At 62.6% G+C, this 25,589-nt stretch carries 23 protein-coding genes; 12 read left to right on the top strand and 11 right to left on the bottom strand.

From position 1 onward, the window contains the following. Nucleotides 1–4: 4 nt before the first annotated feature. Together ACZ5WW_RS18240 and ACZ5WW_RS18235 are read right to left on the bottom strand one after the other, a co-directional pair. Nucleotides 5–1,441, bottom strand: coding sequence for a shikimate kinase (locus tag ACZ5WW_RS18240; RefSeq protein WP_377165595.1), 1,437 nt, complete (start codon nucleotides 1,439–1,441; stop codon nucleotides 5–7). Next, on the bottom strand, nucleotides 1,438–2,922 hold the full coding sequence (locus ACZ5WW_RS18235) for a hypothetical protein (protein ID WP_377165597.1): 1,485 nt from the start codon (nucleotides 2,920–2,922) through the stop codon (nucleotides 1,438–1,440). The genes ACZ5WW_RS18240 and ACZ5WW_RS18235 overlap by 4 nt, the downstream gene beginning before the upstream one ends. Before the next feature lie 54 nt (nucleotides 2,923–2,976). On the opposite strand from ACZ5WW_RS18235, the gene ACZ5WW_RS18230 reads away from it, so the two are divergent. Continuing rightward, nucleotides 2,977–3,798, top strand: coding sequence for a TIGR00282 family metallophosphoesterase (locus ACZ5WW_RS18230; protein WP_377165599.1), 822 nt, complete (start codon nucleotides 2,977–2,979; stop codon nucleotides 3,796–3,798). Nucleotides 3,799–3,806: 8 nt separating this feature from the next. Here ACZ5WW_RS18230 and ACZ5WW_RS18225 read toward each other — a convergent pair whose 3' ends face one another. Continuing rightward, complete coding sequence (locus tag ACZ5WW_RS18225; RefSeq protein WP_377165601.1) at nucleotides 3,807–4,214, bottom strand: hypothetical protein; 408 nt, start codon at nucleotides 4,212–4,214, stop codon at nucleotides 3,807–3,809. Nucleotides 4,215–4,227: 13 nt separating this feature from the next. After that, nucleotides 4,228–5,622: a caspase family protein gene (locus tag ACZ5WW_RS18220; protein ID WP_377165603.1), complete on the bottom strand. Its 1,395-nt coding sequence runs from the start codon at nucleotides 5,620–5,622 to the stop codon at nucleotides 4,228–4,230. A gap of 96 nt (nucleotides 5,623–5,718) precedes the next feature. On the opposite strand from ACZ5WW_RS18220, the gene ACZ5WW_RS18215 reads away from it, so the two are divergent. Then, complete coding sequence (locus ACZ5WW_RS18215) at nucleotides 5,719–6,552, top strand: NlpC/P60 family protein (protein WP_377165606.1); 834 nt, start codon at nucleotides 5,719–5,721, stop codon at nucleotides 6,550–6,552. 67 nt (nucleotides 6,553–6,619) lie between these two features. Then, nucleotides 6,620–7,888, top strand: a complete 1,269-nt coding sequence (locus ACZ5WW_RS18210) for an MFS transporter (RefSeq protein ID WP_377165608.1) — start codon at nucleotides 6,620–6,622, stop codon at nucleotides 7,886–7,888. Here the strand turns inward: ACZ5WW_RS18210 and ACZ5WW_RS18205 are convergent. Genes ACZ5WW_RS18205 through ACZ5WW_RS18185 form a run of 5 tightly spaced genes read right to left on the bottom strand, consistent with a single transcriptional unit; the run spans nucleotide 7,885 to nucleotide 13,133 of the window. Continuing rightward, complete coding sequence (locus ACZ5WW_RS18205) at nucleotides 7,885–9,735, bottom strand: tetratricopeptide repeat protein (protein ID WP_377165610.1); 1,851 nt, start codon at nucleotides 9,733–9,735, stop codon at nucleotides 7,885–7,887. The genes ACZ5WW_RS18210 and ACZ5WW_RS18205 overlap by 4 nt on opposite strands. A 17-nt stretch (nucleotides 9,736–9,752) precedes the next feature. Continuing rightward, the gene (locus tag ACZ5WW_RS18200) at nucleotides 9,753–9,857 is read right to left on the bottom strand and encodes an AURKAIP1/COX24 domain-containing protein (protein ID WP_133796641.1); all 105 of its coding nucleotides are present in this window, start codon (nucleotides 9,855–9,857) and stop codon (nucleotides 9,753–9,755) included. A gap of 30 nt (nucleotides 9,858–9,887) precedes the next feature. Further along, nucleotides 9,888–10,772: an ATP phosphoribosyltransferase gene (gene hisG / locus ACZ5WW_RS18195; protein ID WP_377165612.1), complete on the bottom strand. Its 885-nt coding sequence runs from the start codon at nucleotides 10,770–10,772 to the stop codon at nucleotides 9,888–9,890. A 58-nt stretch (nucleotides 10,773–10,830) separates the two neighbouring features. Further along, complete coding sequence (locus ACZ5WW_RS18190) at nucleotides 10,831–12,153, bottom strand: sulfatase-like hydrolase/transferase (RefSeq protein ID WP_377165614.1); 1,323 nt, start codon at nucleotides 12,151–12,153, stop codon at nucleotides 10,831–10,833. Nucleotides 12,154–12,188: 35 nt separating this feature from the next. Continuing rightward, the gene (locus ACZ5WW_RS18185; protein WP_377165616.1) at nucleotides 12,189–13,133 is read right to left on the bottom strand and encodes an MJ1477/TM1410 family putative glycoside hydrolase; all 945 of its coding nucleotides are present in this window, start codon (nucleotides 13,131–13,133) and stop codon (nucleotides 12,189–12,191) included. Between the two features lie 145 nt (nucleotides 13,134–13,278). Between ACZ5WW_RS18185 and metK the strand changes: the two genes are divergently transcribed. Both metK and ACZ5WW_RS18175 read left to right on the top strand, forming a co-directional pair. After that, nucleotides 13,279–14,499 (top strand): methionine adenosyltransferase, encoded by a 1,221-nt coding sequence (gene metK, locus ACZ5WW_RS18180; protein ID WP_377165618.1) that lies wholly within the window; start codon nucleotides 13,279–13,281, stop codon nucleotides 14,497–14,499. Between the two features lie 148 nt (nucleotides 14,500–14,647). Then, nucleotides 14,648–15,646 (top strand): galactose-1-phosphate uridylyltransferase, encoded by a 999-nt coding sequence (locus ACZ5WW_RS18175; RefSeq protein ID WP_377165620.1) that lies wholly within the window; start codon nucleotides 14,648–14,650, stop codon nucleotides 15,644–15,646. 1 nt (nucleotide 15,647) lies between these two features. Here the strand turns inward: ACZ5WW_RS18175 and ACZ5WW_RS18170 are convergent, their stop codons facing one another. After that, nucleotides 15,648–18,683 carry a protein kinase domain-containing protein gene (locus ACZ5WW_RS18170; protein WP_377165622.1) on the bottom strand — a complete coding sequence of 1,012 codons (3,036 nt, stop codon included), beginning with the start codon at nucleotides 18,681–18,683 and terminating at the stop codon, nucleotides 15,648–15,650. Between the two features lie 66 nt (nucleotides 18,684–18,749). Continuing rightward, entirely contained in the window at nucleotides 18,750–19,475 is a 726-nt protein-coding gene (locus ACZ5WW_RS18165; protein ID WP_377165624.1) for an RNA polymerase sigma factor, read from the bottom strand. 163 nt (nucleotides 19,476–19,638) lie between these two features. Between ACZ5WW_RS18165 and ACZ5WW_RS18160 the strand changes: the two genes are divergently transcribed. The 7 genes from ACZ5WW_RS18160 to ACZ5WW_RS18130 are packed head-to-tail and all read left to right on the top strand — an operon-like array spanning nucleotide 19,639 to nucleotide 25,551. After that, nucleotides 19,639–20,580, top strand: a complete 942-nt coding sequence (locus tag ACZ5WW_RS18160; RefSeq protein WP_377166577.1) for an acyl-CoA desaturase — start codon at nucleotides 19,639–19,641, stop codon at nucleotides 20,578–20,580. Beyond that, complete coding sequence (locus tag ACZ5WW_RS18155; RefSeq protein ID WP_377165626.1) at nucleotides 20,577–21,854, top strand: NAD(P)/FAD-dependent oxidoreductase; 1,278 nt, start codon at nucleotides 20,577–20,579, stop codon at nucleotides 21,852–21,854. Before ACZ5WW_RS18160 ends, ACZ5WW_RS18155 begins: the two co-directional genes overlap by 4 nt. Next, nucleotides 21,854–22,654, top strand: a complete 801-nt coding sequence (locus ACZ5WW_RS18150) for a DUF1365 domain-containing protein (protein WP_377165628.1) — start codon at nucleotides 21,854–21,856, stop codon at nucleotides 22,652–22,654. The genes ACZ5WW_RS18155 and ACZ5WW_RS18150 overlap by 1 nt, the downstream gene beginning before the upstream one ends. Next, complete coding sequence (locus tag ACZ5WW_RS18145; protein WP_377165630.1) at nucleotides 22,651–23,931, top strand: class I SAM-dependent methyltransferase; 1,281 nt, start codon at nucleotides 22,651–22,653, stop codon at nucleotides 23,929–23,931. The genes ACZ5WW_RS18150 and ACZ5WW_RS18145 overlap by 4 nt, the downstream gene beginning before the upstream one ends. A 6-nt stretch (nucleotides 23,932–23,937) precedes the next feature. Next, the gene (locus tag ACZ5WW_RS18140; RefSeq protein ID WP_377165632.1) at nucleotides 23,938–24,270 is read left to right on the top strand and encodes a DUF1475 family protein; all 333 of its coding nucleotides are present in this window, start codon (nucleotides 23,938–23,940) and stop codon (nucleotides 24,268–24,270) included. Continuing rightward, nucleotides 24,267–24,767, top strand: a complete 501-nt coding sequence (locus tag ACZ5WW_RS18135; RefSeq protein WP_377165634.1) for a DUF2062 domain-containing protein — start codon at nucleotides 24,267–24,269, stop codon at nucleotides 24,765–24,767. The genes ACZ5WW_RS18140 and ACZ5WW_RS18135 overlap by 4 nt, the downstream gene beginning before the upstream one ends. Continuing rightward, nucleotides 24,757–25,551, top strand: a complete 795-nt coding sequence (locus ACZ5WW_RS18130; protein ID WP_377165636.1) for a DUF1295 domain-containing protein — start codon at nucleotides 24,757–24,759, stop codon at nucleotides 25,549–25,551. The genes ACZ5WW_RS18135 and ACZ5WW_RS18130 overlap by 11 nt, the downstream gene beginning before the upstream one ends. The last annotated feature ends 38 nt before the right edge of the window (nucleotides 25,552–25,589 follow it).

The raw sequence follows: 25,589 nt of genomic DNA, 5'->3' as shown, positions 1-25,589 counted from the left end.
GCTGTTATTTCTTCAGCTTGGCGAAGAAGACACGGGCGCTTTCCATCACGCCGTAGGCGGTCTCCTGCGGAGTGAGTTCGGCGGTCTGGATTCGGAGATCGGCCAGGCCTTTGTAGAGCGGTTTGCGCTCGTTGAGCAGGCGCTCCAGCTTGGCCTTGGGATTTTCCTCACCATGGAGCAGCGGGCGGTTGGTGTTGGCGGCAGTGCGGCGGGCGAGGCGCTCGGGATCGGCGTCCAGCCAGACGATGTAGCCGAGATGGCGCAGGATGGCCAGATTGCGCGGCTGGGTGACGATGCCACCGCCGGTGGCGATAACGCAGCCTCGCCTGCCGAGCAGGGAGCGTAGCGCAGCGGACTCATGCAGGCGGAAGGCGGCCTCGCCCTCCGTGGCGAAAATCTCAGGAATGCTTTTCCCAGTATTGTCCGAGATGAGGTGATCCGTATCGACGATCTGGAAGCCGATCATCTGCGCGACGATGCGGCCCACCGTCGTTTTGCCCGAGCCCATCAGCCCGATCAGCACAATGTTGGGCTGGCGGGGCGAGGGGCCTTCCCCCGTGGTTTGCACGAGATCAAGGATGGAAGCGGCGAGGTCGGGATCGTCACGCAGCGCATCAAAATAGCTGGCATAACGCGGCACCCACCCGGAGGCGTGCAGCTTGGTGTTGGAGACGCGCTTGTGGCTCCAGCCACGTTTGCGGTTGGGGTCAGGCTCACGCGTTCCAGGCATTTTGACACCAAAGATGGCGCACAGCCGTTCCAGGCACTGCCGTTGCGTCATCTGAGCGTCATCGACAATGTTGTAGATGCCGCTCAGCCGCCGCGTGGCGAGGTGCGCCAGCGCTGCGGCCGCGTCTTCGGCGTGGATTTGGTTGAGGATGCGCCCCTGCCCGTTGTTGCCCTCAATGGCAGCCTTCCCCTCCAGCAGGTTCTTCAGCACAAAGGAACGCCCGGGGCCGTAAATGCCCGCAAGGCGCGCGACAGCACCGCCGGCGGCGAGGGCGATGCCCTCAGCCTCCCGCAGCAGGCGTCCGGTATCGCGGTCAGGATCAGCAAAGCTGGTTTCATCGACCGTTTCACCGTTCACCTGCGGGTACACGCTGGTGCTGCTGGTGTACAGCGGATAAGCGGTGGGAAACGCCCGGGTGAGGTGCCTCATGCCATCGACATAGACGGCCTGGTACATTTCAGCGCCGCCGCGGCTGGAGCTGGCACAGTGAATGACGGCGTCGATGCTCCCGGCATTGACCCGGGCGGCAAGCTCCATCACGGCGGCGCTGTTTGAAATGTCACAGGGCTCCGTGCGCCACGGCTTGGCCATGGCGAGCCGTGCCGCAGACTCCGGCGAATGCGTGAGGCCGATGACTTCATGCCCGGCGGCATGAAGAAGATCGGCGGCACGCTCGCCGACGAAGCCACATCCTGCGATGATCACCTTCATGGCTGGCGGTGTTTTTGGTAATAGGCGGTGACGCCCTTGACGACTCCCTGCACATAGTCCTCGATGGCGCTGCTTTGCAGGCGTCCGGCGATGAGTGTGCGTCCGCGAAAGTGGCCGCGCAGCAGGCGCTGGTAGGTCTCCTCGTGGTTCATGACGTAGGGCTCCAGGTACACCACAGGGCAGTCATAGAGACGGTTTGCCAGCAGGTTCCGTGCATAGACATAGGAGTTTGTTCCGACGTGGCGCGCATTCGCCGTGGTGTAAACGTAGGCCGGCAGTCCGGTGCTCAGACGCATGCCGTTGGCGACGGCCTCGGCAAGCGGCAGCTCCTCCTGGTGAATGCGTGAAAACAGACGGTGAAACATCTCATACCTCACATCCTGCTGCTCCAGCTCCAGAGGCGAGTAGCAGCCGTTGATGAGCACATGCATGTGGTTCATCGGCGAAAACTGCGGCGCTGTGGCATCGCCCCAGGCCTCTGCGTTGTAGTGCAGGCAGAGCACCACGTCCGGCTTGATGGTGTTGTTCACCTTCTCTCCGCGTGCGTGGATCTCGCTCACACGGTAAAAGAGCTTTTCCGTCTGCCACTGCACCGTGAGGATTTTGGCATCGCCCGTGACGCCGCTGTAATTTTCCTGCGCCTGCGGAAACCCCGCCTCGGCCAGGATCTGCTTTGCCTGGATCACAAAATCAGAGGGGCGCTGCTGCGTCACCGGTTCGGCACGGTCACGCACGAGCGAGACGTAGGCCCCCAGGGCTTTGAGCCGTTCGGCCAGCACCTGGGCGGTGGTCAGCGTGAGGTCACCCTCCTGGATGGACTCCCCCGGAGCAAAACTGAGCATGCGCTCCTCCATCCTGGCATAGCCGCCGCCGATATGCCCGGGGTCGATGGCGATGTGGATGTCACTGAGCAAAGGGCGGCCCTTGAGCGGCGGCATTTCGGCGGCAGTGCGCCAGGTGCGTGTGCCTGGCAGCGGCGCTTGGGAGCGGGGCGCAAAGGCGATGCGCACCTCCGGTTTCACGGGATCGCCCGTCTTGATGACCACGCCATCGGCCTCCAGAGTCCACGGCGGCGGGAATGGGGAGCCGTCGGAGTAAACGTCCCGCATGGCCACTTCGAATTCACTGCGGGAGAGCACCTGATGAAACGACTGCAGCTTGAGCCAGTCGGGCTTGGTGCCCAGCGCGCTCAGCCGGTCCAGACGTGCTGGAGCGGCGGGTGCTGGGGCAGGCGGCGGAGCGGCGGGCGCTGGGGCGGGCGGGGCGGGCACTTCAGGTGCAGCCGCGACAGTCCCTGGCTTCACCTGGGCCGGGGTCAAAGGTGCCGCGGTGGGCGCAGCCGGTTGGGAGCCCGGTGCCTCCTGCGCGGGACTGGCAGGCGCAGGCGCGGGCACGATCGTCTGAGCCATGCCCGCAGTCTCCATCAGGGACATGAGCATGACCGGCAGCGCACAGCCGCACAGCATTCGTTTCATCATCATAAAGTGCATCCTAGACTTGATCCCCGCCTTCATCATCTACTAAGTAGCGCCACGATGAATGACAACACGGCTGACAGCGCGGACGGACTTTTTCGCCTGCTTTTTTTGGGTGATGTGGTGGGTGAGCCGGGGCGCAAGGCGGTAGGCCTGCTGCTGCCTGTGCTCAAAGACGAGCTCAAGCTCGACTTCATCGTCGTGAACGGCGAAAACTCCGCCGGAGGCCGCGGCATCACCCCCAAGATAGCCATCAGCCTCATGCGAGCCGGCGCCGCCGTGGTGACCAGCGGCGACCACATCTGGGACCAGCGGGAAATCGTGCCCTATCTGGCTGATGAGCCGCGCATGCTCCGCCCCATGAACTACCCTGAAGGCACACCTGGCAGCGGCTTTGTGGTGCTGGAGTCCAAGAAGTGCAAGGTGGCCGTGGTGAACCTGCAGGGGCGCACCTTCATGAACCAGCAGCTCGACAACCCCTTCCCCGCCATCGCCGCTCTGGTGGAAAAGCTGCGCGAGGAAACACCGGTCATCTTTGTCGATTTCCACGCCGAGGCCACCAGCGAAAAAGTAGCCATGGGCTGGCATCTGGACGGCAAGGTCTCCGCCGTCGTGGGCACCCACACCCATGTGCCCACGGCTGACGAGCGTGTGCTGCCCAAGGGCACCGCCTTTCAAAGCGATGCCGGCATGTGCGGCCCCATGAACAGCGTCATCGGCAGCCAGGTCGAGCCTGTGCTGGAGCGCTTCCACACCATGATGCCCACCCGCTTCGGCGTCGGCAGCGGCCCCGTGCGGGTGAATGGGGCGCTGATCACGATTGATCCTGCCACCGGGAAGGCGCTCAGCATCGAGCGCGTGGCGCGGACGTGGCATGAGTGACCAGCCACTCAGACGATGCCTTCGCGCTTGCGCTGCCGGACGATGAAATCCACGCCGCAAGCCAGTTTTTTGGCCATGGGGGATTTCAGATCCACCACACGCCAGAAAGGCGTGATCTTGTCCAGAGGCGTGCCGTTTTGATGCTGCTCCCAGGCGAGCTCTGAGGCGATGCGCAGGAAGATGCCTGCGGTGAGCGGACAGGTGAAGTCGGCATGATGAGCGGTGGCCAGGTCCTCGCGCATCTGCGGCATGGTGCGGGATGCCCCAGGAGGAATCTCGGCCACATAGGCGGCCACCACGGCGGGGGTGGGGATGAGCATCTTTTCACCTTCGCCATGGCCTGCATACGGCTTTCCCAGCCGCGAAACACTGGGCTTGGGCGGATGGGCAAATTTTTCAGTCCAGGACTTGGGCATGGCGTGCGTGGAGTTACTTGAGCTTGGCCAGGGCCTCCTCAGCGAGCCTGCGGGCCTTGAGCTGCTTGTATTTGCTGCTGGCGGCTTCGGTGAAGTCGGCTTTGGCCTCGGTAGTCTTGCCAAGGGCCAGGTGGGCACGGCCGCGGTTGTAGAGAATGTAGGAGTCCTCGGGGGTGAGCGGCAGCGCGGCATTGTAGGCGTCGAGCGCCTCTTCGGCGCGCCCCAGCAGCAGCAGGGCATCGCCACGCCGGTTCAGCGCCTTCGCGGTAAAAGGGATCTTTTGCTCATGGTCAGGCGGCAGGCAGTCACGCAGGGCATGCAGGATGAGCTCGCATGTGACGGCGGCGGCATCGACGGAAGGCGAGGCGGTGGTGGCCTCCTTGAGGTCTTCCTTCACCTTTTCCAGCAGCACCCCAATGGGCTCCGCCGAGTACGCACCCGGGCCTTTGGCCTTCGCGTACTGCTGCAGGGCCTCGACACACTCCCGCGCCTTGCCCGCAGAGGCCTGTTTTGCGATTCCCCTGAGGGAAGGCAGCGCAGGCTCTGGCGGTGCTGCGGGCGGGGGCATGGGTGCAGGCTCCGTGGTCAGCGCGGGCGGGGCAGGCGCCTGCCCCGCCAGGAAGATGTCCTCGCCGACGAGGCGTGAGTACTCGGCCGGAATCTGCCCGCCATTTGAGCGCTCCAGAACTCCCGCACGTGTGCGCTTGAAGACCTGCTCCACAGTGAGGCCGGGCGTGCGCAGGTGCTTGAGCAGCTCCTCGGTGTAGAGACCGTTGGTGCCATCGCCATCGAGGGCGGTTTGTCCGGCATCCGTGGCAAAGGCGATGAGTGAACCGGCGGGCGGCTTCATCTCGCTGAGACCGCCGGGGTTTGTGGCATCGCGCGTGCGGCCGGTGCGCGCCACGGCGGTGGTGCGGCAGGCGTCGAGGATGACGAGGTTGCAGCGCGCGCCGGCGCTTTTCATGTCTGCCACGGCCTGCTCCACATTGAAGAGTTTGGTTTCTGCCAGCAGGCGCAGTGTCACATCATCTGCACCTTCGCTGGTGTAGCCGGACTTCACCGGCAGCAGGTAGTTGGAGCCAGCCACGGAGATGCCATGACCGGCGTAGTAGAAGAGGCCGACCTCCGCATCCGTCAGTGTGGCGCGAAACTCCACCACAGCCTTGAGCAGCTGATCGCGGGTGACGTCGTGTTTTTCGATCACGGCAAATCCAAGGTCGCGCAGGGTTTTGGCCACCGCCTTGGCGTCGTTGACGGTGTTGCGCAGCGGGCCCACGGCGGCTTCGTATTTGGCATTGCCGATGACGAGGGCGGTGCGTGCGGCGGGCTTGGGTGCGGCTGCGGCGTGCAGCGAAAACACCGCCAGCAGCAGGCAGAGGCAGCCGGTATGGAGAAGGCGGAGGGGCATGGGCGGACAGTCTGCAAAAAGCAGCCCGGCGGTCAACTGCATGCGCGGACTAAGCAATGGGTTGAACTGTTTGGCAGAACCCGCATCATCCGCGCTATGACGCGCGCCCTTTCCGCCCTGATGCTCTTGCTCACAAGCTGCAGTTCAGCCCTGAAACAGGGAGCTGCACCACAGCTCATCCCGGGAGATCCCACCGCGCCTTCGCAGGTCACCCCGGCCGAGGCCATGGAGATCGCGCAGCAGTACACCCATCACACCTGGCGCCCCTTTGCACGCAACATCCTGCACGGCAAGGACAAGGCGGGCGTCCTCGTCAACACACCTGACGTGACGCACGCACCGCAGCAGGACCGCAAGGGCTGGTGGGTGCCAGGGGAGATGAACAGCGGTGTGCCCTACAAGTGGGGCGGCTTTGATAATCCGGCCTCGTTTGATCTTGCCATCGCGAATGGCAGCGCCGGTGGCGATGTGTCCTCGCCGGAGAAACGCCGGGCCGACAACGCCGCCGTGAGCAGCCAGGCGGCGGGAGTGGACTGCTCGGGGTTTGTGTCGCGCTGCCTGAAGCTGCCAAGTGTGCATGATACCAGCAAGCTGCCGGAGGTGTGCACAGAACTCGGCAGCGCGCAGGAGCTGCAGCCGGGAGATGTGCTGAACATCCCGCACCGTCACGTCATCCTCTGCGCCGGATGGTATGACCCGCAGCACACCTGGATCTACTACTACGAGACCGGCGGCGCGCCGGACTACTGGAAGCCCGGACTCAAGCAGGCGCCGCTGGATGCCCTGCTGGCGCTCGGCTACAAGCCGCTGCGCTACAAGGGCATGGCGCATGAGCTGGTGCCCAGCGGCAAACAGCCGAAGGAAGTGCTGACGCGCGCGGTCAAGGCGGGCGCGATTGTGGTGGAGAATCCTACGGTGGGAGAGCCGTGATGGAAAGTTTGAGGGGTTGACGTTGAGTCAGGCCGCGTGGCAGCATGCGCGCTTTCCCAACCCGACCATGGAATCCACCCTCCGCCCCACCCGCACGCGCTATGGCGTGATCGTGTTTGCCGTGATGCTCGGCATCATTCATTACATCGACCGGGTGTGCATTTCCAAGGCGCGGCCCTTCATCCAGCAGGATCTGGGGTTTGATGACACACAGATGGGCTATGTGTTCTCGGCCTTCACGCTGGCGTATGCGCTCTTTGAGATTCCGGGAGGGTGGCTGGGGGACAAATGGGGGCCGCGGCGGGTGCTGCTGCGTGTGGTGATGTTTTGGAGCGTGTTCACGGCGGCCACAGGCTACGCATGGAATCTGGCGTCGATGACCGTCTGCCGTTTTCTGTTTGGCGCTGGTGAGGCGGGCGGGTTTCCGAACATCGCCAAGATGTTCAGCGTGTGGCTGCCGCAGCGGGAGCACGGCGTGGCGCAAGGCATCACCTGGCTGGCAGCGCGCTGGGGCGGGGCCTTCACACCGCTGCTGGTGGTGTGGATTTTGGGCTTTGTGAGCTGGAGGAACACCTTCGTGCTCTTCGCCAGCCTGGGCGTGGTCTGGGCGCTGTGTTTTTACGTGTGGTTCCGGGACAATCCGAAGGACCACACGGGTGTGAATGCGGCGGAATGCGAACTGCTGGAGGAAGCGCAAAAAAATCTGAGCGGCGGGCATGCATCGATCCCCTGGAAGCGGCTTTTCACGACCAAGTCGGTGCTGCTGCTGTGGGTGTATTACTTCTGCATCAGCTACGTGTGGTACTTTTACATCACCTGGATGCCGCAGTACATGGAACTGGAGCTGAAGATGGACATGAAGGACACGTGGACTTCGATCCTGAACGGTCTGCCGCTGTTTCTGGGCGGCATCGGCTGCTTCATCGGGGGCATCATGGCGCGCCGCATGTCGGCAAGGTCAGACAGCCTGAGCCGCGCCCGGCGCACCATCGGCGTGCTGGGCATGCTGGCTGCCGGGGGCATGATTCTCCTGGCCACCACCCTGAACGACCCCACGTATGCGATGCTGGCATTGGGCTTCTCCGGGTTCTTCAATGATCTGTCCATGCCGGGAGCCTGGGGTGCATGCATGGAGGTGGGTGGCAAGCTTGCGGGATCGGTCTCAGGCAGCATGAACATGATCGGCAATCTCGGTGGTGCGCTCGGTGGCGTGGCGGTGCCCTGGCTGATGAACCTGACGAACCAAAGCTGGGACAAGGTGATGTATGTCGCCGCGGCCACTTACCTGCTGGCGGCACTGTGCTGGATGTTCATCGACAGCGATGAACGGCTTTAAGGCGCCGCCGGCTGCTTCTTCTCCGTTTCCTGCTTCCCGCCTTTGATCTTCCTGAGCTCCTCCTCGATGCGCTTGCGGGCTTTCAGGTCAGGGGTCTTGAGCCCTTCGGCGCGTTCGAGATAATTCAGCGCCTTTGCCTTGTCCCCCAGCGACTGATGGGTGAGGCCGATGTGCTCGAGGATCTCCGCATCTTCAGGAGCGACAGGCTCCAGCAGGGCTTCGGCACGCTGCAGTTCCTTGAGCGCCTGGGGGTAGTTGCCCTTTTTGTAGTGAAACCAGCCCAGGCTGTCAATGTAGGCGGGCTGGTCGGGCATGAGCTCGTTGGCCTTGGCGATGAGCTCGCCGGCTTTGTCCAGATGGGTGCCGACATCCAGCCACATGTAGCCGAGGAAGTTCATGGTGTTCGCAGCCGCCTTGGCTTCCTCACGCGGGGTCAGCGTGATGGATTTTTCCAGCATGCGTGAGGCGTCCTCATAGCGTGCCAGACGCTCCAGCGTGATGCCGTACTGGTAGTAGAAGAGGTGGTCCAGCAGCTCGCTCTGGCTGGAGCCGGCAAACCGCTCGGCCTCGGCAAAGTGCTGCACGGACGGCCCCCACTCTTCACGCGCACGATGGGCGATCGCCAACTGATAATGCACCAGCGGGTGGTCGGGGAAGAGGCGCACGCTGCGCTGGCCCACGCGCACCATGTCGTCAAATTTTTGCGTCTGATAAAGCTCCCAGCCGAGCTTCACATAGTCGCCGATCTCGCCTCCGCCGTTTTGAATGGCTGCCTCAAGATGCACGATGGCCTTCTCCGGCTGCTTGAGCTTGTCATATTCACCGGCCAGCAGGCGCTGCATCTCGGCGTCATCGGGCGCCTGCTTGACGATCTGCTCCAGCGTCGCCAGCGCCTTGTCCTTCTGCTCGGCGGCTGCATAGAGCCGGTACAGCAGCTTGCGGGCATCGAGGTTGCCGTATTCGGCCGCGAGTTTTTCACAGAGCTGCCGGGCACGGTCGGGATCGTTGGTCAGGAGGTACTGACGGGCGACTTCAAGGGTGACCTGCTCGGCATCGGCCTTGGTGGCGGCTTTGAGGGCGTTTTCAAAAAAAGGGGCCACGCGCTGGCGGTACTCGGCGCTGAACTCGGCCTGCCCCAGCGGCCACACGCGCTCGGCAGTGCGTCCTGTGGCCAGCCAGTACTGCGGGTCACGGCTTTGCTGGTTGGCCGCCTGGTTCATGACCTCGACGGCCTTGTCACGCTCGTTGTGCGTGAGGTGCAGCATCACCGCCACCTCATACACCTCGGCATGCGCGGGAAATTTCGTCAATGCCTCGGCGATGGCCCTGGCGGGCACCTCGTCTTTCTCAAACAGGTCCTCCGGCGGGTAGGTGCTGGCAAAACGTGCCAGATTGAGCAAGGGGGCCGGTGTGCGCGGACTGGAACGCACGGCGTCCTGCAGGATCGTGATGGCCGCTGCACGGCCCTGAAACTGCATGGCGAGCTTGGCGGTATGCGCAGCCAGATCCGAGTTGCCCGGATCTGCTTTGAAAACAGCCTGATAGTGCTCGAGCGCCTGCCGCAGCTTCCCGGAAGCTTCAAACTGGAGCGCCGCGCTGAAATGCGCCAGGACATCCGCCCTGGAGGCGGAGCCCGGAGATAGTTGCAGGTCGGATGCGTCAGCCGCCCTGGCTCCCAGTGACAGGTCTGCCGTTGTGGCAGCGAAACCTGTCAGGCAGGAGCCGATGAAGGCGGCAAGACCGACCGTCAGGCAGGGCCGCAAAGCCCTGCCAACCGAGCCGTACCCGGGCATGACAAAGCCTCCTGCGTCTCGATACCATCGAATCGCACTGCGGAAAGGAGCCATGCCGGGAAGGCTAGCGGTTACGACTTGTAGCGCAAACGCTTCTTGTGACGGTTCGCACGCATGCGCTTCTTGCGCTTGTGCTTGTTGATCTTCGTTTTTCTCCGCTTTTTGAGCGATCCCATGTTCGTGTTCTCCTGTGTGTTGGCGTTGATCTAGTGGACGACTTTGTTCAGAGGGTATTCGACGATACCCTCGGCCCCCAGCGACTTGAGCTGCGGGATGATGACCCGCACGGTGGCTTCGTCGATGACCGTTTCCACGGCCACCCATTCCTGGCTGGCGAGCGTTGAAACGGTGGGCGAGCGCTGGGACGGCAGGCAGGCGACCACTTCCTGCAGCTGCTTCGCGGGCACGTTCATCTTGAGCCCCACCTTGTGGCGGGCCTCAAGGGCACCTTTGAGCAGCAGCACGAGTGTCTCCATCTTCTGCCGTTTCCATTCATCACGGGCGGCAGTTTTGCTGGAAACAAATTGGGGGTAGCTTTCCATCAGCGTGTCCACAATGCGCAGCTTGTTCGCGCGCAGGGACGAGCCGGTTTCGGTGATGTCCACGATGGCATCCACCATTTCGGGCACCTTCACTTCCGTGGCACCCCAGCTAAACTCGACTTCGGCCTCGACGCCGTTTGCAGCGAGGTATTTTTTCGTCATCTCGACCGCTTCGGTGGCGATCCGCTTGCCCTGCAGGTCCTTGACGGTCTTCACAGGGGAGTCATCTGGCACCACCAGCACCCAGCGCGTGGGCCAGGAGGTCGCCTTGCTGTAGCGCAGGTCCGTGATGACTTCGACATCCGCGCCGTTTTCCACGATCCAGTCACGACCTGTGATGCCGCAGTCCAGAAAGCCGTGGTCCACATAGCGGCCGATCTCCTGGGCGCGCAGCAGGCGCAGCTCCAGCTCTGAGTCATCCACCGAGGGGCGGTAGGAACGGGAGGAGACGACGATGTTGAACCCCGCGCGCTTGAACAGTTCAAGCGTCGGCTCCTGCAGGCTGCCTTTGGGCAGGCCAAGGCGGAGGATGTTCTTTGGTTCGGACATGGTTGGGGTAAGGGGGCGCGCATCCTAGTGGCATTTTCTCCGCTGGCGAGGGGAAATTTCACGGCAATGCGGCCCGCCACTCCAAAGCGGCCTTTTTCAGTCGCTCGGCGGTCTCTTTTTCGGCCTCTGCCAGGTTGGTGGTCTCGTTCGGGTCTCTGCCGAGGTGGTACAGCTCGGTCTGCGTGCCGTCCGCATTCACCAGAAGCTTCCAGCCCCCCTCGCGGATGGCAACGTTGGGAGATTTAGAGTCCGGCTCCTTGGGATAGGGAAAGCCGCCTTTCACTTTGCCTGCCGCGCCTGGCTTGCGGCCATATTCCCAGAAGAGAGGCTTCTGGCGCAGCACTTTTTCCCCGCGCAACGCGGCGCTCATGTCCTCCCCGTCCTGGGCGGCCTTCGGGGGCGTGATCTTGGCCAGCGAGCAGAGGGTGGGCATGAAATCGACGCTGCTGACGACGGTGGACTCATTCACACCGCCTGCCGGCACCACGCCAGGCCAGCGCACGATGAGCGGTGTGCGGATGCCACCTTCATAGAGGCTCCACTTCATGCCGCGCAGCCCCTTAGTACGCGCACGGTTCAGAGTGGGTTCCGGGCCATTGTCACCACAGAGCAGCAGGAGAGTGTTGCGCGGGAGCGCATCTGCGAGGCGGCCGATCTGGCGGTCCGTCTCCACCAGCACATCCCTATATTTCTCCGGCAGGCCGCGCTCATCCCGGCCCTCCACAGGCCGGTAGGGCGTGTGCACGTCATCGAGCCACAGATTCACAAAAAAGGGCCCGGAGGCATGCTGCTGCATGAACTTCAGCACCTCGTCTACCATCCAGCGCGTGCGTTCATGCCGCTCCACCTGCTGGGGCTCGCGCCTGGTTTCCCACGGCATGGTTTTCAAGCCGAGGGCTGCGGCAGGCTCCGGGCTCTCATAAGTGCCCAGGCCCAGGTCGTAACCATAGGCGGCAAATTGGGGAGCGTCTGCCACATCGCGCCCTCCGCCCAGGTGCCATTTGCCGATGTGGGCCGTGGCATAGCCAGCCTCATGAAAGGCACGCGGCAGCGAGGGGGCCTGCGGGTCCAGGAAATCCGCCTGCTCACATTCGCGATTGCCCGCCCGCGTTTGCAGGTAGCTGGTGATGCGCCAGCGCGCAGGAAACTGCCCCGTGAGCACGCCGCACCGTGAGGCCGAGCAGATGGGTGAGGCCACATAAAACTGCCGGAACTGCATCCCCTCCCCCGCCAGCCGGTCCATGTGAGGCGTCGGCACCTGCCCGCCAAAGCAGGAGGCGTCCCCCAAGCCCATGTCATCCACGAGGATGAAGACGACATTGGGTTTTTCAGCAGCCCAGGCATTGAGGGCGCAGACGAGTGCCAGAAGAAAACAGCGCATGAAGGCAGAACGTGGGCGCCGCCCTGCTTATCTCCTCATTTCGACTCCCCCAGCGTCGTCAATGGCCGGTCGGTGAGCAGCAGGGTAAAGCCCTGTCTGGCCGCAGCTTCAAATGCGGCGGAATGAATGGCCGACGACTTCGGATAATCGATCACCAGCACAGGCTTGCCGCTTGGCTGCAGCTGTTTGAGAAAGCCCACGACGTAGCGTGACTGCTTTTCGGTGCGCAATTTCCTGTCTGCGACGAACAAATCCTCCACACCGATGGCGCTGATGATTTCACGATAATCTGCGTGGGCGAGGAGCTGGGGGGCGTTCTGCGGGATGACAAGGAAGCCGGGCTGCCTGGCACGCGCCCTCTGGGCGATGGCGGCGACCCATGCGATCATGTCTTCCCGATACGTTTTGCCGGTATCAGGATTGGGCCGGTTGTCGAGCCAGCTTTGGGTCGCTGCATCGTATTCGTAGAATTCAAAGGCATCGACGATGTCGAGATAGATGCCGTCAAACCCCTGGGCCACAACTTTGTCCACCGCTGGGAGCATGATCTGCTGCCATTCGGGCTGCCAGTAACGCACGCGGTAGTTGCCCTTCCAGTCGGGGTTTTCAATGTTGAGGAACTTGGGGGCGGCGGCGTCCGGCTGGCCATTTTTGTCTGCATCCCAGCTTTTCTGCCAGTAGGGCCGGTAGTCTTCGGCCTCGCCAATGGAGACGTAGGCGACCACACGACGGCCTTTTTTGCCAGTGCGGATGGTTTGGATCTCTGCGGGTGTCCAGTCACCCTCGCTGCTGAAGGCGGCATCGATGACGATAAGGTCGCGATCGGAGGAGGCGAGTTTTTGCACCGCAGCTTCGCGGCTGCTGGCGAGGTTTTCGGCTTGCAGGACGTAGGCCATCGACTTGGGCGCAAAAGGCGGGGCGTCTGCCGCCAGGGGCAAAGAACTGGCAAGCAGGAGGAGGCAGGTGGTGATTTGTTTCAAGGCTGGGAGGCATCGTACAGAAGTGGGCATGCCGCTGTCACCCCGAAATCCACATTGACGCCCCCGTTTTGGGGAATACTCTGCCGCCTTTCCAAGACGCATCATCAAATCATGATTCGTCAATATAACCCACACGACCACCATCATGTCCCGTAGCTACATCTTCTCGTCCGAGTCCGTCGGCGAAGGCCATCCTGACAAAGTTTGCGATACCATCTCTGACGCCATCCTCGACGCCTGCCTTGCGATCGACCCCAAGAGCCGCGTCGCCTGCGAAACCTTTGCCAAGAGCAACGTCGTCGTCGTCGGTGGCGAGATCACCATCCCCAAGCTGCAGAACAAGAAGCTTGGCACCACCAAGCCCATCGATGAAGTGATCAACGTCGGCAAGGTCATCCGTGACGCCGTGCGCGGCATCGGCTACGTGAATGACGACGACGTCTTCCACGCCGACAAGCTCTTCATCAATAACTACCTCACCATCCAGAGCCCCGACATCGCCCAGGGTGTGGACGCCGCTGCGGCTGAAGGCAAGAAGACCCAGGAACAGGGCGCTGGCGACCAGGGCATCATGTTCGGCTTTGCCTGCGACGACACCCCTGAGCTCATGCCTGCTCCGATCATGTACGCCCACCGTCTGGGTCGTGAGCTGACCCGCATCCGCAAGGCCGGCAAGCTGGCCAAGTGGCTGCGCCCTGACGCCAAGAGCCAGGTCTCCGTGGAATACGTGGACGGCAAGCCCACCCGCATCGTGAACGTCGTCATCTCCACGCAGCACGCTGCGGACGTGAGCCACGCCGAGATCGAAAAATTCTGCATCGAGCAGGTCATCAAGAAGGTGCTGCCGAAGGAAATGCTCACCAAGGACACCGAGTACCTCATCAACCCGACCGGCAAGTTCGTCGTTGGCGGTCCTCAGGGCGACAGCGGCCTCACCGGACGCAAGATCATCGTGGACAGCTACGGCGGCATGGGCCGTCATGGCGGTGGCGCCTTCTCCGGCAAGGACCCCTCCAAAGTGGACCGCAGCGCCGCCTACATGGGCCGCTGGGTGGCCAAGAACGTGGTGGCCTCCGGCCTCGCCACCCGCTGCGAAGTGCAGTTTGCCTACGCCATCGGCCATCCTGAGCCTGTGAGCGTGCACATCGACACCTTCGGCACCGGAACCATCAGCGACGACAAGATCCTTGCCGCCGTGCTGAAGGTCTTCTCCTTCAAGCCAGCAGACATCGTCAAGCAGCTCAACCTCCTGCGCCCGATCTACAGCAAGAGCACCAACTACGGTCACTTCGGCAAGATCGACGACGCCGACCTCACCTGGGAGCAGACCAACAAGGCCGACGCCCTCAAGAAGGCTGCGAAGTAAAGTTGTCCAGCTGCGCCGCAGCTGGCCGCTTTAGGCCGTCAACCCAGTTAAGATAAAGATCAAGCCGCGCAGGTTTTCCTGCGCGGCTTTTTTTGTCAGCTATGGGTGTCCCTCGCGTTAAACAACACACTCCAAACCCGTCTGAACCATGTCTGAAATGCGCTTCAACCCCATCACGCTCGACTGGGTCGTCATGGCGCCGGACCGGGCTCTGCGTCCGGATGATTTTCATGGGGACCGGGTGCAGCCTGCGCCACGGGCGGCGCACCGGGATGACTGCCCTTTCTGCACCGGCAATGAGTCGATGACGCCGGGGGAGACCGCGCGCATCTCCGCGCCGGATGGCTCGTGGCTCGTCCGTGCCTTTCCCAACAAGTATTCGGTCTTCGATCCTGGCTGCGAGCTGCAGCGGAAGAAAAACGGCACTTTCAGGTCCATGGCCGCCGCAGGTGTGCACGAGGTGGTGGTGGAGCACCCGCGGCATGACCTGGACCTCTGCGACATGGAGCCCGCGCACCTGGCGCTGATGCTGCGCATGTACCGGGAGCGCTACCAGGCGCTGCGCCATCATCCGCTGGCGGAGAGCATCGTCATTTTCAAAAACCAGGGCAGGCGCGCAGGCAGCTCGCTGGAGCATTCGCATTCGCAGATCACGGCCGCGCCGGTGCTTTCCTCCCAGGTGATCATGCGCCTGCAGGAGGCGCGGCGCTTTCATGAGCTGGAGGGCGGCTGCCTCTACTGCGCGGTGCTGCATGAGGAGCTGCTGGCCGAGGAGCGCGTGATCGAGGAGGGGGGCTCGTTTGTCGCCTTCATGCCGTATGCGGCGCTCTCGCCCTACCACACCTGGGTTTTTCCGCGCAAGCACCAGTCTTCGTATGATGAGATCAGCGATGCAGACATCGCGGAGCTGGCGGGCATCCTCAGCCGCCTGCTGCGCCGGCTCAGGTCCGCCGCCGGCGGGCCGGACTACAACATCACCATCCGCTCCGCCCCTGTGGGCGAAGTGTCATCAGGTTGCTTTCACTGGTATCTTTCGGTGGTTTCCCGCATCTCCCAGCTTGCCGGGTTTGAGCTCGGCAGCGGCACCTACATCAACAGCATGCGGCCCGAGCGCTGCGCCGAGCTCCTGCGCAGCGTGGCCGTTTAGCCTAGCGCGGCACCAGCCAGGTGCGTGCCAGGCGGTCGTGCAGCCCGCGCCCGCGGGTGGTGCCAACGGCCACGGCAAGAGCCGCAAAAAGCACCAGCATCAAACTCAGCCCTGCCCCTTGTACCAGGTTTTGAACACCGGCCTTTTGCATGAACCGTGTGAGCAGCATGAGCACAACAGGCACCAGCAGGATGGGAGCCCAGGCGATGAAGCTGCGCCACAGCATGCGCAGGCGTGAGGCGTCCATGCCATCCTCCCTGACCACCGCGATGCCTAGCAGGCGCATCATCAGGCCGCCGCGAAAAACCACGGCGCAGAACAGGCTCAGCAGGGCGGTGAGCAGCAGATAGACGCACAGCACCGAAGCAGTGACGAAGTCCACGCTGTGCAGCTTGCCCGCCATGCCAATCTCTTTGGCCCGCTCCGCGACACGGGCGTCCAGCAGCGGTTTCAGCAGCGCCCTGGCCTTCTGCACGTCCTCCGCCGTGGGCTGCGGGTGATCCTTCACGATCTTTTCCACGGCGGCACGGATGGGCGGCTGCAGGATGCTGCGACCGAGAGGTGTGTCCCACTGGCGCGGATCCCGAACGATGGGGCCGTAAGTGCCAGCGATGTAGATCTCCATGGCGCTGCGTGCTTCGGAAACGGGAATGTTTTCCAGCCCCGGCTGCTTCACATCTCTGAGCATTTCCTGGTAGGACCTCATGCAGCCGTGGATGGCGGAGAAGGCGGGATTTTTCGCCGCCCAGCTTTCATAGTAGGACATGCCCAGGGCCATGAAGGCGCTGAGAAACAAGGAAGGCAGCAAGGTGGCGAAAAACAGAGCAAACCGCCGCCAGCGCGAGACCTCCGCAGGCTGCAGCGTCTGAGCCTGAAACTGCAACGCCAGCGTGTGCAGATCTGCCGTGTCTGCCAGCCCCTTCAGGATCTGGCGCGCCTGCAGGGGCAGCGGTGCGCGGACCTCGCGTCCGGACGTCTCCTGCACCGGGAGCAGGCGGCCTTCCAGTGCAGAGATCGCCACCTGACGCAGAAAAGCCTGCGGTGACGCAGCGGCATCTCCGGCGCCGCTGCTGCCGGGCGCTGAAAAGTCCAGCAGCTTGGCGCGGCCTTCCGTGGTGATCCAGATGCGGTCCAGCGCGAGCGCCTCAGGAAGCGAGGCTGTTTTGCCTGCGACCTCCAGCTCGGCTGCGAGATCAGTCAGCCAGTGCCTCACCTCGCGCCAGGATGGATGCCGGCCGATGAGCTGCGTCAGGGGCGTGCCGTGGGCGGCTTCATAGACATCCCAGGCCTCAAGCTCGGAACGCGCTCCCTGCAGCCAGCGCAGGCGGCCGGGGCGCGCGAGGTTGCGCACGGCATGAGACACCGGCGGGGCTCCGGGAGACATCTGATGAATCCAGACCTGGCGCAGCAGGCGCGTGTCATACCCGAGCAGCACCCTGCGACCGTCAGCCTCACACAGCGTGGAGATGATGTGAAACGGGCCAACTTTGAGCATGCCGTCCGTGGTGGGAACGGTGGCAGCGGCTTGCATCACGGCCACACGTGGCTGAAACGCGGCCTTCTGGATGACCCGCGTGCCCGTCCATAGGTCGTGCAAGCCCGCAAAGCCGTTCTTTCGCCGGGCCGTCGCAAACATGATGAAGAAGAACAGGATCTGGATGCCCAGCCACACGTAGCTCCAGACGGTGACCTGTGACATATCCGGAATCTGATAGCGGACGAGCTCAATGACCATGACCGCCTGCAGCAGCAGCGAACGCACGAAAGCCCGCGGAATGCCCGGTGCGCTGCGGTTCAGCGTGGCGACTCGAAGCCCCACCAGCGCCTTGCCAATTGAGGCGCCCCAGAGCCCCTCGGCGATGCCGAAGTAGAGATGCCTCAGCACAAACAGCCCGACCATGAGCCAGTAGAACTCCCTGGAGCGAAGGATCTCGGGATTCAGGATGTCCATGGGCGAGCTGATCAAAAATAACGGGGCAACGAAATTCACCGCAGAGAGGATGAAGTGATCGAGCACCGCAGCGGCAAACCGAAGCCCAAGTGTGGCAGGGGTGGGCGCGATGGACGCAAAAGGCTGCAAGGCCTGCCGCAGCTCCTGGTAGCTGCCGTAGCGCTCCGTGGGTTGCTTGTTCAAGCAACGCAGCACGATGCGGGCGAGCCCCTGGGGAATGTCCGCCCGGAACTGCACCGGGGACGGCGCCGGTTTTTCCAGCGAGTTTGCCAGCAGCTGCACCATGTTTTTCCCCTCAAACGGCGTGCGTCCGGTCAGCAGGTAAAACAAGGTGACGCCCACGGAGTACATGTCCGAGCGCACATTCAGCTCCTGGCCGCGAAGCTGCTCCGGTGAGCAAAAGGCCGGGGTGCCTAGAAAGGTGCCTTCGATGGTTTGCAGAGACTCTCCCCGGCCCGTGGTGGAGATGGACAGACCGAAGTCACCGATCTTCACCGTGCCGTCCGTGTCCTCAAAGCAGTTCGCGGGCTTGATGTCGCGGTGCAGGATGCCCACGGAATGCGCGGCCTCCAGACCGGCGATGATCTGCAGCACGGCATCCACTGCAGCACCTGCGGACAGGGGGCCACCGCGCTGGATGCGGTCCTGCAAAGTGCCGCCCGCGATGAGCTCCATGGCAATGACCGGCGTGCCTTTGATCTCCTCCGTGCCGAAGACATAGACGCTGTTGGGGTGATTGATGGACGCCGCCAGCCGCCCTTCGCGCAGGAAGCGCGCGCGTGCATCGGGTGAGTCGAGCTGGTGGCTCAGCACCTTCAGCGCCACGCGACGTCCGCTTTCCAGATGCTCCGCCGCGTAAACGGCACCCATGCCACCACGGCCCAGCTCATGCTCGATGCGGTAGCCGCCATACAATGCGCCCGCACGTGGCAGCGCGTGGGGCTCTGGTCTTGGCATCAGCAGAGTCGCGTCCGGGTCTGTGGCAGACGGCAGGGCGCCGCTCATCAGGCAGGCCGGGCAGAGGGAGGCAGGAGCATCGGCAGGCAGTATGGTGCCGCAGCGGGGACAGGTCGGGGAAGGAGTCATGACAGGAGGTGGCTGGTGGTTCACTGACTTCCTGAAAGCTCCGGCTGCGCGGGTTACAAAAAAACTTCAGCTCCGCAGCACCGCCACGAGGTGGCGCATCTCAGCATCCACTTCCTCCGGCGAATCCACCGTCTCGGCGATCTCGGCGCGCAGCATCTCGCGGTAGCTCTGCCGCAGACGATGCACGGCCACCTTCAGAGCCCCCTCGCTCATGCCGAGCTGCTCGGCGATCTGATCTCGCGGCAGCCCGGCGCCGCTGAGCGTGCCTTTCAGCACCTCAAATGTTTCCGCCTCACCTTTGGCCGCAAATTCGACGCGCAGCTTTTCCACCGCGCGCGCCAGCAGCTCCATGGCCCAGCGGCGGTCATAGAGGGTGTCGGCGTCGGCCTGCTCTGCGGGCTCCAGCGCGTAGCGTGCCTCCGCATCCAGCGCGTCCCATTCCACCAGCTTTTGCCCGCCGCCGCGTTTTTGCGTCTGCCTGCGGTGCCAGTCGTTGGCGAGGAAGTTTTTCAGCGCGCCCAGCAGGTAGGAGCGGAATTTGCCACGTGCAGGATCAGCAGCCGCCGGGGTCTCCAGCAGCGAGAGAAAAAAGGCCTGGGTCAGATCCTGGGCATCGTGCGGTGAGTGGCCGCGCCTGCGCACAAAGGCGTAGAGCGGGTACCAGTAGTCCTGGCAGAGCGTGGACATGGCCCGGCGTACCCGTGTAGCATCGCCGCCGTTCTGGGCGTCGAGCACAAGGCTCCAGCGTGTGGTGTGAAACTCGCGTGCGCCGGGTGCGATGGAGTCGTTCATGCTGCTTCATACCACGCCGGTCCGGCGCGGCACAAGCCGTTCACCAGTCATTTGTTATTTTTTTTGAATCCAGAAGAAGGGCACAGGCGCAATAGGAGGCGTGAAATCCGCAGACCCCGCGCAGTCACCTCCAAAACACAGCTTCTCCTGGCAGATCATAGTCATGCTCAGGCAGTGGTTTGACTCCGACTACCGGCCCCCAGGCTGGCAGGGAGATGACAAGCTGACGGACGGCATTGACTGGCGGCGCTGCATTCCCTTCATCGTGCTGCACCTGGGCTGCCTCTCGGTGCTTTGGGTGGACTTCAGCTGGGCGGCGCTGGTGGCTGCGCTGCTGCTGTATGCGGTGCGCATGTTTGCCATCACGGCCTTTTATCACCGCTACTTTTCTCACCGGAGCTACCGCACCTCTCGCGTGATGCAGTTTATCTTTGCCGTGCTGGGAAACACCTCCTGCCAGCGCGGCGCGCTGTGGTGGGCCTCAGTGCACCGGCACCACCACCAGCACTCGGATGAGGTGCCGGACGCGCACTCGCCACGCGTACGCGGATTTCTGTGGTCCCACATTGGCTGGCTGACGAGCCCCAAAAACTTCCCCACGGACTACAGCCGCATCCGGGATCTGGAAAAATTTCCCGAACTGGTGTTTCTCAACCGCCACGACCAGCTGGTGCCGATAATGTATGGTGCTCTGCTCTGGTATGCCGGGGCCTGGATGGAGAAGCATGTGCCGGGTCTGGGAACCAACGGGCCGCAGATGCTGGTGTGGGGCTTTTTCATCAGCACGGTGCTGCTGCTGCATGCGACGTTTTTCATCAATTCGCTGGCGCATGTGTTTGGCTCCCGTCGCTTCAAAACGGAAGATGACAGCCGCAACAGCCTGCTGCTGGCTCTGCTGACTCTGGGAGAGGGCTGGCACAACAACCATCACCGCTACGCCGGCTCGGCTCGGCAGGGCTTTTTCTGGTGGGAGATCGACATCTCCTACTACGTGCTCAAGCTGCTCTCCTGGACGGGGCTGATCTGGGACCTCAAGGTGGTGCCAGCCAGCGTCTACCGTGAGGCGCAGCAGCTCAAACTCTCAGCCGGGAGGAATCCAGCATGAGCCGCCCACGTCTTGCCATCGTCGGCACCGGGGTCGCAGGCCTGGGCTGCGCGCATTTTCTGCATCCGCATTTTGATCTCACCATCTTCGAGCAGAACGACTACGCAGGCGGACACACCAACACGGTCACGGTGCCGGAAGACGGCCGCGAGCTGCCGGTGGACACAGGATTCATGGTCTTCAACCATGTGACGTATCCGCTGCTGACCCGTCTTTTCAGGGAGCTGGATGTGGCCACCAAGCCGACCTCCATGTCCTTCAGCGTCGCGCACCTGCCGAGCGGCATCGAATACAACGGCACCTCGCTGAACCACCTCTTCGGCCAGCGGCGCAATCTCATCAGCCCGCGCTTCTGGCGCTTCATGCTGCAGATCAACCGCTTCAATGCCGAGGCAGTGGCCGCGCTGGACGATGCGCGCTACGCACGCATGACACTGCGCGAGTATGTGGAGGCGCGGGGCTATGGCTCCGACTTTCTCAACATCTACATCATCCCCATGAGCTCTGCGGTGTGGTCCACACCGCCGGAGCTGATGCTGGAATTTCCTGCGCTCACGCTCATCCGCTTCTGGCACAACCACGGCTTCCTCGGCCTGCACACGCAGCACCCCTGGTGGACGGTGACGGATGGCGCGCGATCGTATGTGAAAAAGCTCACCGTTCCCTTCCGGGACCGCATTCGCCTCGGATCTCCCGTGGTGCGTGTGGAGCGGGGTGCCGATGGCGTGAAGGTTTACCCACGCGATGGGGCCGCAGAGACCTTTGACAAGGTCGTCTTTGCCAGCCATGCCGACCAAACCCTGCGCATGCTGGCGCAGCCTACCGAGCGCGAGAGCGCACTGCTCGGCTGCTTCAAATACCAGCCCAACATCGCCACGCTGCACACAGATGAGCGCTTCATGCCGCGCACCAAGAAATGCTGGGCCTCGTGGAACTACCGCATCCGTGAGGGTACGGGCGGCTGCATCGAGCCGAGCACGCACTACTGGATGAACAGCCTGCAGGGTGTGTCTGACAAGACGAACTACTTTGTGGCCATCAATGCGGCGGATGAGATAGCGCCGGAGAAAGTGCTCAAGCGCATCAACTACGAGCACCCGCTTTTTGATCTGGCCGCGATCGACGCGCAGAAGCAGCTTCCCGAGCTCAACCGAATTTCGCCCGACCAAAGCACCTACTTCTGCGGCAGCTACTTCCGCTATGGCTTCCACGAGGACGCCTTTGGCTCGGCGGTGGCCCTGTGCCGCGATCTCCTCGGAAGGGAACCCTGGTGATGCCTGACTCATCCGCCATCTACGAATGCAAGGTCATGCACCACCGGCTGCAGCCCAAGGTGCACCGGTTCAGCTACAATGTTTTTTACCTCTGGCTGGATCTCGATGAGATCGACAGCCTCTCCAGCAGGCTGCACTTTTTCAGCCGCAACCGCTTCAATCTCTTCTCGTTTTTCGACCGCGATCACCTCGATCTCGGTGCGGAGGGCGTGAAGGCCAACATCCTGCGCTACCTGGCGGAGAACGACGTGGACACAACGCGCATCGCCACCATCCGCCTGCTCACGTTTCCGCGAGTGCTGGGCTACATCTTCAATCCGGTGTGCTTCTACTACGCCTACGATGCCGCCGGAAATCCGGTGTGCGCGGTGGCGGAGGTGACGAACACCTTTCACGAGCAGAAGCCCTACATTCTGAAGACGGTCGAAGATGCGCAGCGCTTCCGCCTCATCACTCCCAAGCACTTTTATGTATCGCCCTTCTTCGCGCTGGACCTGAGCTTTGATTTCAAGCTCCGTCTCCCGGATGAAAAGCTGGAGATCCACATCGACGACCGTCAGCAGGACGATCGTGTGCTCCTCACTGCGCTGACAGGCACGCGCAGGCCGCTCACCGATGCCGCGCTGCTGCTCTGCGCGGTGAAGTATCCGCTGCTGACCCTGCGCGTCATCTTTCTCATTCACTGGCATGCGCTGCTGCTGTGGCTCAAGCGCATTCCCTGGCATCGAAAGGCGGCCAATGCCGCGCTGCAGCTCGGAGTGCTGCGGCCTCATGCATCCATTTCACCCGGAAAATCATGAACGACACCATCACCTGCGACACTCCCCTCCTGGTATCGAATGCGGCTGCATCCAAGCAAGGCTTTTACGAGCGGCTCTTCATGCTTTCGCTCAAGCCTTTCGTGCATGGAGGCATGCGCCTGGTGCATCCCGATGGCCGGGCTCAGACGCTGGGAGCGCCCGGCGCACCCATCACGGCTGAGATCCGCATTCGCAGCCGTGAGTTTTTCAAACACTGCGTGCTGTTTGGCAATGTGGGCTTTGGCGAAGCCTACGTGGAGGGCGACTGGGACACGGACGACATCGCGGCGGTGATCGAATGGTTCATCCTCAATCTCTCCAAGACCCAGGGCGGAAGCTCCTCCTCCAGCAAGGTGGCGTTTGTGAACCTGCTCAATGTGGTGAACCGCGTGCATCATCTGCTGCGGCCCAACAGCGTCACCACCAGCCGGCGCAACATCTCCGAGCACTACGATCTTGGGAACGAATTCTACTCCCTCTGGCTGGATGAGACGATGACGTACTCCGCCGCACGCTTTGAGTATCCCGGGCAGCCGCTGGCAGAGGCGCAGCACTCCAAGTATGAGGCGCTGTGCCAGAAGCTGCAGCTCCAGCCGGGAGACCACGTGCTGGAAATCGGCTGCGGCTGGGGCGGCTTCTCCTGCCATGCGGCCAAGCATCATGGCTGTCGTGTCACGGCGGTGACGATCTCTCAAGAACAGCACAAGTACGCCACCGAGCGCGTCGCGCGCGAGGGGCTGGCAGACCGGGTGGAAATCCGCCTGCAGGACTACCGCCACATCACAGGTCAGTTCGACAAAATCGCCTCCATCGAAATGCTGGAGGCCGTGGGCGACAAGTATCTGGAGACTTACTTTGCCAAGTGCGCCGAGGTTTTGAAGCCTGAGGGGCTGCTGGCCTTTCAGATGATCACCGTGGCCGACTGCCAGCACAAGGACCTGCGCAAAGGCGTGGACTGGATCCAGAAGCACATCTTCCCCGGCTCCCTGCTGCTGAGCGTGGGGCGTGTGAATGAGGCCATCAACCGCACCAGCGAGATGTTCATGCACGGCCTCGAGGATCTGGGCGCCTCGTATGCAAAAACACTGCGCCTGTGGTTTGAGCGCTTCAATGCCAAGGCCGCCGAGGTGAAGGCACTGGGCTTTGACGAGCGCTTCATGCGCAAATGGAACTACTACCTGCAGTACTGCGAGGCCGCCTTTGCCACGCGGAACATCAGCGTGGTGCAGGCCGTCTATACCCGCCCAAACAACGCCACCCTTCACCGCGCTTTCTAAAAGATCATGATCTGGTTTCTCCGCGTGTTTTTCATCATCGTTCTGGTGTCCATGCTCGGAGTCACGAGCTGGGCCTCGACCCAGTGCGCGCTGTGGGCCATACCCGGCTCGGTGGGAGGTCATCCGTGGTTCATTGCCACGCTGTTTGACACCTACTGGGCCTTCCTCACCTTCTACTGCTGGCTGGCGTACAAAGAACGCTCGTGGCTGGCACGCCTCGGCTGGCTGGTTGGCGTCCTCCTTCTCGGAAACATCGCCATGGCTGTTTACATGCTCATCCAGCTCTTCCGTGTGCCCGCCACGGCGCGCATGGAGGACATTCTTCTGCGCAAGGCATGAATGCCCCCGTCCAGCATGAATCTCTCTGGCACCGCTGGGTCGTAAAGCCGGTCGTGGCGCAGCTGAAGCAAGGGACGACACCGTCCAAGATCGCGCAGGCCATCGCGTTTGGAGTGGCTGCAGGGGTGTTTCCCTTGCTGGGCACCACGACGGTGCTTGGACTGGCGCTGGGCGTTTGGCTGAAGCTCAATCAACCGGTGCTCCAGGTGTTTCTTCAATTGGTGTATCCGGTGCAGCTGGCCACCATTCTGCTCTTCATGCGCGCTGGTGAGTCGTTGTTTGGCGCGGAACATGTGCCGCTTTCCATTCCCATGATGATGGAGCGCTTCTTTGCCGATCCGATGCAGTTTCTGGCCGATTTTGGCATGATCGGTCTCTACGGTGTGGTGGTGTGGCTGCTGCTGGCGCCTTTGCTCATCGCCTTGGTCTATTTCATCAGCAGGCCCTTCGTGGAGAAACTGCACAAACACATCCGCTTTCCCCATCATGACACATGACTTCTGGTTTCTGACCGCCGCTGGCACGGCAGTGGCCGTGGGCCTCTTTGCCCTCACCTGGCTTCTCAGTCTGAAGCTGGACAACTTCAGCTTTGTGGACGTGACGTGGTCCTACGCGCTCGCCGTGGTGGCTCCGCTCTATGCGTGGCTGGCCGGTGGCGGGTGGACGCAGCGCAAGATCATCGCCGTGACGATGGCGGTGGTGTGGAGCGTGCGGCTTGGGACCTATCTTTTCTTCCGCGTGAAACGCCACCATCCGCACGAGGATGTGCGCTACGCCGTGCTGCGCGAAAAATGGCGCGATGCCCTGGCGCGCAATTTCTTCTTTTTCTTCCAGGCGCAGGCAGTGCTCATCGTGCTGCTGGCGGTACCCGTGCTGCTGGCATGCCTGAACCCCGCACCGCAGCTTAACTTGATCGAAATCGCCGGCGCGCTGCTATGGCTGACCGGCATCTGCGGCGAGGCGCTGAGCGATGCACAGATGCAGCGCTTCAAGGCGGACCCCGCCAGCAAGGGCAAGGTCTGCCAGGTGGGCCTGTGGCGCTACTCGCGGCATCCGAATTACTTCTTTGAGTCCGTGGTGTGGTGGGGCTTCTGGCTCTTTGCCTGCGGCTCGCCCTGGGGCTGGGTCACGCTCTACGCTCCGCTGCTCATGCTCCACTTTTTGCTCCGCGTCACCGGCATCCCGCTCACGGAGGAGTGCGCGGTGAAGAGCAAGGGAGACGCCTACCGCGAATACCAGCGCACCACGAGCGCCTTTGTGCCGTGGCCCCCAAAAAGCTGAATCCATTTTCCATCACCGGCCGCATAACCCACCACACG

Source organism: Prosthecobacter fluviatilis, from assembly GCF_055388355.1.
This window is presented reverse-complemented; position numbering and strand designations above follow the sequence as displayed.